The following is an 8574-nucleotide window of genomic DNA, read 5'->3' on the forward strand; positions in this document are numbered from 1 at the left end:
GTCGAGCTATGATCAGGGCATATAATCTGCGCCAGCCTCCTAAAGGCTTGGTGTTTCATAGTGACAGAGGTTCGCAGTATACCAGCAAGCGTTATCGCACACTGCTGAGTAATTATGGCATCAGAGCTAGCATGGGGGATGTAGGTGCTTGCTGGGATAACTCTGTTGTGGAGCGGTTCTTTGGAAGCTTAAAGCATGACTGGGTTTTGAAAGTGCCCCAGCCAACGAGAGAGCATATGAGAAATGATGTGGCTGACTACATGCGTTATTACAACTTAGAGCGGCTCCATACTTCTAACGAAGATATGTCGCCAATCGAGTACGAAAACTCTTTAAGAAAAGTGTCCTGATTTAGTTGCGCAGAACACATTCTGCTTGACTCGTTTCACCAGTCAAACACCATTGCAGAAAAAACCAAGGAAACGAGAACGACAAGCGTTATCACCAATCTCAACCTCATGAACCAAGACTCCAACACCTCTTCCTCAAATAGCTTTCGATCAATCACCAGCAAATAGATAAAACAGAAGGCGAACACGAGCGAACTATAAATCGACTCACAAGACGCTGCTAACCAAGCTAGAAGAGTGACAAAATTACTGTGCAAGAAGAGATTGATGGATGCATCACGAAGCAGAAACAATCCCCAATGAATGCCCGCCAGGAAAGAGATGATCACAGCGGCATATATACGCAAAGCCAAGTTCAAATTAGTCTCGTGCATATCAGAAAGGAACAGATACATACTTGGGATCAAGTAAAAAGGGAGTGCTCCGGCAAAGGTCAAGGATATTGCGATACAACGCTTATTTTTGTTCATGTGGCAGATTAACTCCAAGTCTGAGTAAAACCGTTCATTAGGCACTGGCAGCGTTCGAACTGTTTTATTGTTGATACCAGTTTATAGATCTAGCTCTATTTAGATCGTTTCAATATTGTCTAGCAATGTCAGCGCTCTCTCGTGAATGAGCTGCTTTTCTTGATCAGATTTTTTAGCCCACTGCTTGGCGATAAAAGATAACCTTTGATTGTCGGCCAAGCGTTCTTCATGCCTTCCAAAAAAATCCCAGTAAAGAGCATTGAATGGACAGGCGTCGGGCGTTACCTTCTCTTTAACCTTATAATGACAACTCTTACAGTAGTCACTCATCTTGTTGATATAGTTGCCGCTCGCAGCATAGGGTTTTGTGGCGATCCACCCCCCATCAGCAAACAAGGCCATCCCTCGAGTATTGGGTAGCTCAACCCACTGTAAGGCATCGATATAAATCCCTAAATACCAATCATCTACCTCATCGGGATGAAGACCAGCCAGCAAAGAGAAGTTACCTGTTATCATTAAGCGCTGAATATGGTGGGCATAAGCATACTCTAAAGACTGTTTGATACTCTCCTTCATACACGCCATCTTGGTTTCACCAGTCCAAAACCAACTTGGCAAAGGTCTACTCGCATTCAATCGATTCTGTTCCGTATAATCCGGCATATTGGCCCAGTACATTCCTCTAACATATTCTCGCCAGCCAAGAATCTGACGAACAAAGCCTTCGATCTGCGAAATCGAAATACTAGATTGCTGTTGATAGTATGTTTCAATGGCGACATCGATCACCTCATCAGGGCTAATAATATTGGCATTCAAAGCAAAACTCAGCCGTGAGTGATATAGGCTCCAGGAGTGAGGAGAATTGCAGGTCATCGCGTCTTGAAAGTAGCCGAATTTCGGGAGGCATACTTGGCAAAAGTATTGAAGTTGAGCCATCGCTTGTCGATGGTTAATCGGCCAAACTAGCTTAATGTTCGCATTACCGAAACTGACAATCTCATGATCGTTCAACCGTTTTAGAATGACACTTACGTCATTTTCAAACACCAGTGGCTGGGGAATATCAGCTAAGTCTTTCTTTTTGAGCGCATGACGATTGTCCTCATCGTGATTCCACTTTCCACCTAAAGGGCTGCCTCCTTCCATCAAGACACTGAAGCGTTTACGCATTTTACGATAGAAACCTTCCATTCGATGATGTCTGCCACCTTCGAACCATAGAGGTAGTTCGTTGTGCTCAAGAAAAAAATGCTCGGTTTCATAGAGTCGGGAGGTGATCTCCAAGTCTCGAGTAAATTCACGTAGTTGAACATGCAGTCGATATTCATCAGGTTGCTGATATTCAAATACCTGACAAGCGCAGCGTTCAATGACAGATGAAAGCAATGCTGGCAAATCTTTATATCCCGAGCTTTCGTCCAAATTGAAGTACTTTACCCTATGTCCTGCCTGTCTTAGATTCTCCGCAAAATCCTCCATCGCGGCAAAGAAAGCACAAACTTTTTGAACATGATGCTTTACGTAGTTAGTTTCCTGCGTCAGTTCAGCCAAAATGTACAAGGTGTCAGGATCAGATTCCTTGAACCAAGAGTGACGGCTATTTAATTGATCCCCCAAAACAAGCCTTAGACGCTTGGTTTTCAAACTCATGATTTCTCTCTCGTTGGCCATTGCTAGAAAACAGTGCGTGCAATATTTTTCAACTTTTCGTAAAAACTCTCCAGATCCCTGTTTTGAGCGCACTCAATTTTCATCTTGTTGTGAAAAAAGAGAGTTAGCTTAACTTTGTGGTCACTGAGCATAATCGTGTAACCGTCATAACTCAGTTCGAGGCTAATTTGCTGATAAATAAGCTTGCCTCCCTCCATGCTTCCTTTTTGCCGAATGCATTCAGCTGCCAGCATGACTACCTTTGGTTCAATATGCTGTTCCAAGTTCCCAACTCCTAAAATTAGAATGTGCCCCAAGACCACACCGAGCATTTAAAAGCTTATACGCATCAACGCGTCAATGGATCACCCCATGCACTGATCCAAAATGAAACCTGCTTCGTAAGTGCCTGAAACACCCTCAGCGCACTACGGAATCCATATGCTCATTAAACAACGAAGAGTTCTATACTGGTTTACTCGAGACCTGCGAATTCATGACAACCAGGCGCTGCACGCCATAAAAAGCGCCGATCGCCTACTGTGCATCTATGTCGTAGACCCTAGATGGTTTCAGCAGAAGCTATGGCAGCAACCTTCCATCAGCAAACATCGCTGGCAGTTCACCTTGGAATGCATTCAGGATTTAAAACAAAACCTCGCACGATATGACCAAGAGCTGATTGTTTTATATGGTGATACAACTGAGCTGATATCCAACCTTATCAATAATTACGGCTTTAGTGACCTCGTATTGACTCAGTCTTCCGGTTCTTATGAGCGGCACATCCTTAAAGCGATTCGCAGGAAATGCTCCGAGGCTGCGGTAATAGAATATGAACAATACACGATCTTCAATGAGTTAGAACTACCGTTTAAGGTCTCTCAGTTACCCCAAACATACTCACGCTTCAGGAAATCAATTGAAAATCAAGGTGTCCCTGACCCCCTTCCTGCCCCCAAATTCCTGCCAATCATGCCTAAGATAGATATGTTGGAAGCAGAGAAGATTCCTGATTGGCTTCCTGTGAATACGACTTCGCTCCGCTTTACCGGTGGTGAACGCGAAGCGTTTGGCCATCTGTTCGAGTATTTCTCCAGTGATGCGCCCCGTCGCTACAAGACAGTAAGGAATGAATTATCCGGCTGGACCAACAGCAGCAAAATATCACCCTGGTTAAGTAGCGGCTGTCTATCTCCACGCCAGGTCATCAAGAAATTGCTTGAATACGAACAGGAAAACGGGTCTAACGATTCATCTCGTTGGCTATATGTCGAGCTATTGTGGAGAGAATATTTCCAATGGTGGCACTTTCTAAAAGGAGACCAACTATTTAGTTTCCAAGGATCCAAAAAGTCACCCCCGCTTACTAGTTTCTACCCTGAACGCTTCAGTAAATGGTGTGAAGGCGAAACGCCTTTCAAGATTGTCAATGCCTGCATGAAGGAACTAAAAAACACGGGGTATCTATCAAACAGAGGCCGACAAATCGCAGCCAGTTGTTTGGTTAATGAATTGAGCGTGGACTGGCGCTATGGAGCAGCTTGGTTTGAGTACTGTCTCATTGACTTTGACTTGGCAGTAAATTGGGGCAATTGGCAATACATTGCAGGCGTGGGGGTTGACCCAAGAGGAGGGCGCCACTTCGATCTTGAAAAGCAGTCGAGACTCTATGACCCTGACGGTTTGTATCAAAAACGCTGGGGAGCTGAAACGGATCCAAATTTAGACTCTCGCGATGCTGCCGACTGGCCAATCATACACGAGTAATAGAGATACCGAACAAAGACGAGCAAAAAACCGAGTGATCCATTAATTGATTCCTAGCGTAACGGATCGATGAGAAAGGCAAATTTCAAGTCTACTATCAAGCAAATATTCTTTTGGAAAATATGGGGAAATACAATGTTACTGAATCATGCTTTTGGAATGTTCACTCACCCTGATGAAGAATGGGAATCGATCCGCAAAGAACATAGTAATCCGGGAAGAATTTATGTTGCATACATTGCCGTTCTAGCAATGATTAGCCCAATATGCGCCTATATATCGACGACACAGTTTGGTTGGCAAGTTGGCGATGGGCAAATCACTAAACTGACGACCCAGAGCGCTTTGCAACTCAACATAATCACCTACATCGCAATGCTTATTGGTGTATTTGGGCTTGGCTGGGCAATCGATTGGATGTCTAAAACCTATGGAGGCAAACATGATGAATATGCAGCAAACGGTATCGCCTTGGCAGCCTATTCTTGTACGCCACTTTTTTTGGCTGGTATCGCCCTTTTAAACCCTGAACCTATTTTCAACATGGCTGTATATCTTATAGCGGCAGTATATGCAGGATTCTTGATCTACGACGGTTTACCGATTGTCATGGGTATTAGCAAAGAACGCGCATTGTTGTTTAGCGGCGCTATCTTGACTGTCGCTCTCGTTTACCTTGTAGCAACAAGAGTCGGTACAGTCGTCATCTGGAGCATAGGCTTCGCCCCTCAGTTCGTATCAGGTTAAGTAAAGCGAGATAGACGGGTTCATCAATGTTGAACCCGGTCTGTCGATGGCGTTCTTAATGTCAATATGTTTTCAGCGGATGACAAGCTTGGTTGGATACCGATTGTACTAGTCACCGTGCTCAACTGTGTTCAATATTAGCTGCGATCACTACGCGCTTCTTACTAGGGTATTCATATCTTTTGCCATGATTGATAACTCGTGCGCTAATTCTGAAAGCCCCTGACTTGCATCCATCAAAGTTTGCCCCGCGTCGGCGTTTGTTCGACTAATATCTTCAACATTCTTACTCTCCAGAACAATCTCTTCAATCTGCGTACGTTGCTTGCTCATTGAATCTGAGACGGTAGAAATATTCCCCGCCGCCTGTTTTACCGAAATGACGACTTTATCTAGCGCGGAGCCCGACATATTGACTGCTTCAGCACCCGCTTTGACATCAGAACTCGCTTTGTCTAACAAAGTTCTAATCTTCTGAGCTGATTCGTTGCTTTTTTTGGACAGTGTCCTAACCTCATCAGCCACGACAGCAAATCCTCTACCTTGATCCCCTGCACGGGCCGCTTCAATTGCAGCATTAAGTGCAAGAAGATTGGTCTGCTCAGCGATATCCGTAATGACATTCATCATGGCAAGAATACCGTCATTACTTTCCTTCACTTCCTCCATATTCTGTATCGCTGTTGCCATTGATTCAGAATCGTACTAAAGGAATATCTATGACAGGTCTGACAGAAGATAAACTGCAAGAGTTTGCTAATGGTGTGGCTGATTTGTGTGATCAGTTAGGTGTTGAGGATCATGAAGAGAAATTGACCGCGATTGGGAATACTTTTATAGGGGCAGCGCTTTCACTAGGGAAACCCAACTTCTCAGTCAATGTTGATGGCTTAGCTACAGCTTCTGTTGAATCCGTTCTAGAGGCCGTCGAAGAAGAATAATTAAGGTTGATCGAACAGGTCTAATTGTTTTTCTGAACTGTTTTTTCTTCGTAAGGTAAAGCCAAGTTGGGAATGTACTTCTGATAACCAGGCTCGATAAGCCTGTCCACACCTAGCTTCAAATGGGTAAGCCTGGTTTAGTTTTTTCCGTATCAGCTTCACATCATTTTTCCCCGTTTCGAGGATAACTGCATGAATAATTGGTCCCGCGAGCTCTCTATAATGATCTAATTTCGACGCAGAAGACACGGGTTCCAGACAGCTGACCAGGTTAAATTAATGCACAGTGAAAGTTTGAGTGACTGCCCTTGCCTGATCGGAAAGCGTTTTATTGAGATTCTTAACTAAAAGGTTAAAGGTAACCAGAGTAAAACCATCTTGCGCATATTCGAAAACAGCGTCTATATCCAGGATGAACCCTTTATCAATGTTGGTTTGAACTAGGTCCAGCATGAGTTCTACAGCATCGGTTAAACCATCTATGTCTTCACAGAAAGGAATCTCTATAGGTCTTTTCAAAAAAACTGCCTTCATTTTTTTTCTATTATGCATCAGGGATGTTTGGCTAGTATAACTCAATTGCAACAGATGCCTCTGCACAATTGTCAGGCTCAGATATCAAGCAGGTCTCTATTATAACATTGGCATCTTTTGGAATAATATCCAGAAAATCCGTTGCATCGACAACATGATTTTGGATACCTTCAGGCTTATTTAAAGGAATACTTGTTGTAGAAAATTGGTTCAAATTATCCTTTGCATATACACTTTCAAATGAAGCGAATTCACTACACCCATAATCTGCTCCCAATGCCATTGGGAAAGAACACTGGATAGTGAACAACTCCAGATCATTATCAATCTCAATAATATCATTATCACTCAGATAGACCTTTGCTTGGTAAAGCTCTCTTTGATTAACACCTAACGTAGTGTCATCCGAATATTTAACCGTTGTCATCCAAGTTATGCTTAACTTTTCTTCAGGGTTAAAGTGATTTTCTGTACTTCTATCATTTGAAAGCAGATTAAAAACCTTTGGGTCTAGAGGTGCCTCTCTAAACTCGATTACTAACTCAGGCCCTACTCCACCGCCTTGACCACCATTAGTTCCAGGGGCAGCTCCACCGCCACCACTTCCACCTCCATTACAGCCAATTAGAGTTCCAGTAACTAAGCACGTTGATATAACTTTTATAGCCGTATTTTGCATTCCTTTATCCCCTGAATAGTGAAAATAGATTATATTTCAGCATCAAAAGGGATTTACAAATCAGAGGGTCTTTGTTAGGTGACCTTTATAGACTTGATCAAAGCTAGGAAATGTTCTTTCGCACTTTATGCAATCACGAGAGAACAGTAAGGACATGCCTCCCCGCCTTTTAAATCCCTTTCTTGTACCTGCGAATAACAACCTTCACATTCGATCGTTTCTTCGCTAGTGCCCAATGCCACTTGAGTTTCTGGGAGAAACCCTTCCTTTTGAGCTTCTATAAGAATATCAGACATTTTATTCCGTTGGTATCTGTAAAACTCTGATCTTATTAGATAATAATATTGACGACCCCAAATAAAGGATCATTAGCACCTAACCTTAACGCAAAAAAAAGCCCCATATTTCAGGGGCCAAACTCAACACTACTCAACCGGGCTGCTTAAAGGTGCTACAACTTTTCATAGTAGATACTCGATTAAAAATTGAAATTCAGTTTATAAGGCTCTGTGATACTGTCCTTACTCTACCATTCAGACATAGCGCTGAGGCATAAAGTCACATTTAACCACATATTTTTCTCAAAGCTCTATAGACACTATATCCGCTAGATCATTCTAAACGGCCCTACCCTAAATCAAAGCTATTATGACAAGCCAGATAGGTATTCCCCCCCACTCTTAGCCCACTCTGGATCAATAAAACCTCTAGGTATCGCACACTCAAGCAGGTTATTTAAAGCTCTTCACGAGACTTATTCAGATTTGAACAATTAAGATTCTTGGAAGCAAGGTCGTTTTTCAAGAGAAGATGGCCTCAAACTGGACATAAGCAAAATATAGGAAGGGAGGTGCGAACACCTCCCGTTAGGCCTTACTGCCCCGTAAAGTTAGAAGCCAAGTACTTTCCGTTGATCGTAAAGAAAACGTAAAGCGTTTGCTTTTTAGGGTCTTCGATGGACTCATTCTCAAATGTAACGACCCATTCTGGGCCATGTCCGAATGATTTTTCCTCGACTGATTTAGAAGTTACGCTAGACCAAGATGCGTCAATTTTGCCCTTCTTGGCCAACTTCCAGACATGCTTTGTTGCTTTATTGATAGCTTGCTCACTAGTGATAGGTTTATGTTGATGCCCGTGGGAATGACCACTTCCTGGTCCTGCCAATGCAGTTTGCCCGAATAGAAACATAACTAAGATCAATGGAGCGCTAATTAAGTATTTCATAAATATTCCTCTTTAAATTATTGTCGTTTTAGTCAATTGAGTCGTGAGAAGTTCTCGGTCTTTGATTCGTCATTTCGCTCTCTATTTCACTCTCCATGTCACTAGACATTTTCTCGTGTTCATGTAGATGGTTGTCGGTGCTAAAGCCGAAATCATCTGGGTGGGAGGTGTGCGAGTATCCATGCAATTGCTGCAACAGC

11 protein-coding genes are annotated in these 8574 nt (G+C 43.0%); 4 read left to right on the plus strand and 7 right to left on the minus strand.

The window, feature by feature from the left end:
• A partial coding sequence (locus tag A3766_RS07780; protein ID WP_156508771.1) for an integrase core domain-containing protein occupies nt 1-350 on the plus strand: 350 nt, incomplete at its 5' end.
• 35 nt (nt 351-385) lie between these two features.
• Here the strand turns inward: A3766_RS07780 and A3766_RS07785 are convergent.
• The 3 genes from A3766_RS07785 to A3766_RS07795 all read right to left on the minus strand — a co-directional run bounded on the left by A3766_RS07785 (nt 386) and on the right by A3766_RS07795 (nt 2760).
• Nucleotides 386-820 carry a DUF3429 domain-containing protein gene (locus A3766_RS07785; protein WP_068508353.1) on the minus strand — a complete coding sequence of 145 codons (435 nt, stop codon included), beginning with the start codon at nt 818-820 and terminating at the stop codon, nt 386-388.
• 99 nt (nt 821-919) lie between these two features.
• On the minus strand, nt 920-2476 hold the full coding sequence (locus A3766_RS07790; protein WP_068508356.1) for a cryptochrome/photolyase family protein: 1557 nt from the start codon (nt 2474-2476) through the stop codon (nt 920-922).
• Nucleotides 2477-2499: 23 nt separating this feature from the next.
• Complete coding sequence (locus A3766_RS07795; protein WP_197469968.1) at nt 2500-2760, minus strand: DUF3081 family protein; 261 nt, start codon at nt 2758-2760, stop codon at nt 2500-2502.
• Nucleotides 2761-2917: 157 nt separating this feature from the next.
• Here A3766_RS07795 and A3766_RS07800 point away from each other — a divergent pair, with 157 nt between their 5' ends.
• Both A3766_RS07800 and A3766_RS07805 read left to right on the plus strand, forming a co-directional pair.
• Nucleotides 2918-4246, plus strand: a complete 1329-nt coding sequence (locus A3766_RS07800; RefSeq protein ID WP_068508348.1) for a DASH family cryptochrome — start codon at nt 2918-2920, stop codon at nt 4244-4246.
• A gap of 135 nt (nt 4247-4381) precedes the next feature.
• Nucleotides 4382-4993 (plus strand): Yip1 family protein, encoded by a 612-nt coding sequence (locus tag A3766_RS07805; protein WP_068508355.1) that lies wholly within the window; start codon nt 4382-4384, stop codon nt 4991-4993.
• Between the two features lie 150 nt (nt 4994-5143).
• On the opposite strand, the gene A3766_RS07810 is transcribed toward A3766_RS07805, so the two are convergent.
• Nucleotides 5144-5683: a methyl-accepting chemotaxis protein gene (locus A3766_RS07810; RefSeq protein WP_082865156.1), complete on the minus strand. Its 540-nt coding sequence runs from the start codon at nt 5681-5683 to the stop codon at nt 5144-5146.
• Between the two features lie 29 nt (nt 5684-5712).
• Here A3766_RS07810 and A3766_RS07815 point away from each other — a divergent pair, with 29 nt between their 5' ends.
• Entirely contained in the window at nt 5713-5934 is a 222-nt protein-coding gene (locus A3766_RS07815; protein ID WP_068634429.1) for a hypothetical protein, read from the plus strand.
• A gap of 276 nt (nt 5935-6210) precedes the next feature.
• Here A3766_RS07815 and A3766_RS07825 read toward each other — a convergent pair whose 3' ends face one another.
• From A3766_RS07825 to A3766_RS07835, 3 genes are all read right to left on the minus strand, one after another.
• Nucleotides 6211-6453 carry a hypothetical protein gene (locus A3766_RS07825; RefSeq protein ID WP_156490373.1) on the minus strand — a complete coding sequence of 81 codons (243 nt, stop codon included), beginning with the start codon at nt 6451-6453 and terminating at the stop codon, nt 6211-6213.
• 46 nt (nt 6454-6499) lie between these two features.
• Nucleotides 6500-7147, minus strand: coding sequence for a hypothetical protein (locus A3766_RS07830; RefSeq protein WP_068507266.1), 648 nt, complete (start codon nt 7145-7147; stop codon nt 6500-6502).
• Between the two features lie 873 nt (nt 7148-8020).
• Entirely contained in the window at nt 8021-8374 is a 354-nt protein-coding gene (locus A3766_RS07835; protein WP_068510782.1) for a DUF6488 family protein, read from the minus strand.
• Nucleotides 8375-8574 lie beyond the last annotated feature (200 nt).

This window comes from Oleiphilus sp. HI0132 (assembly GCF_001635845.1).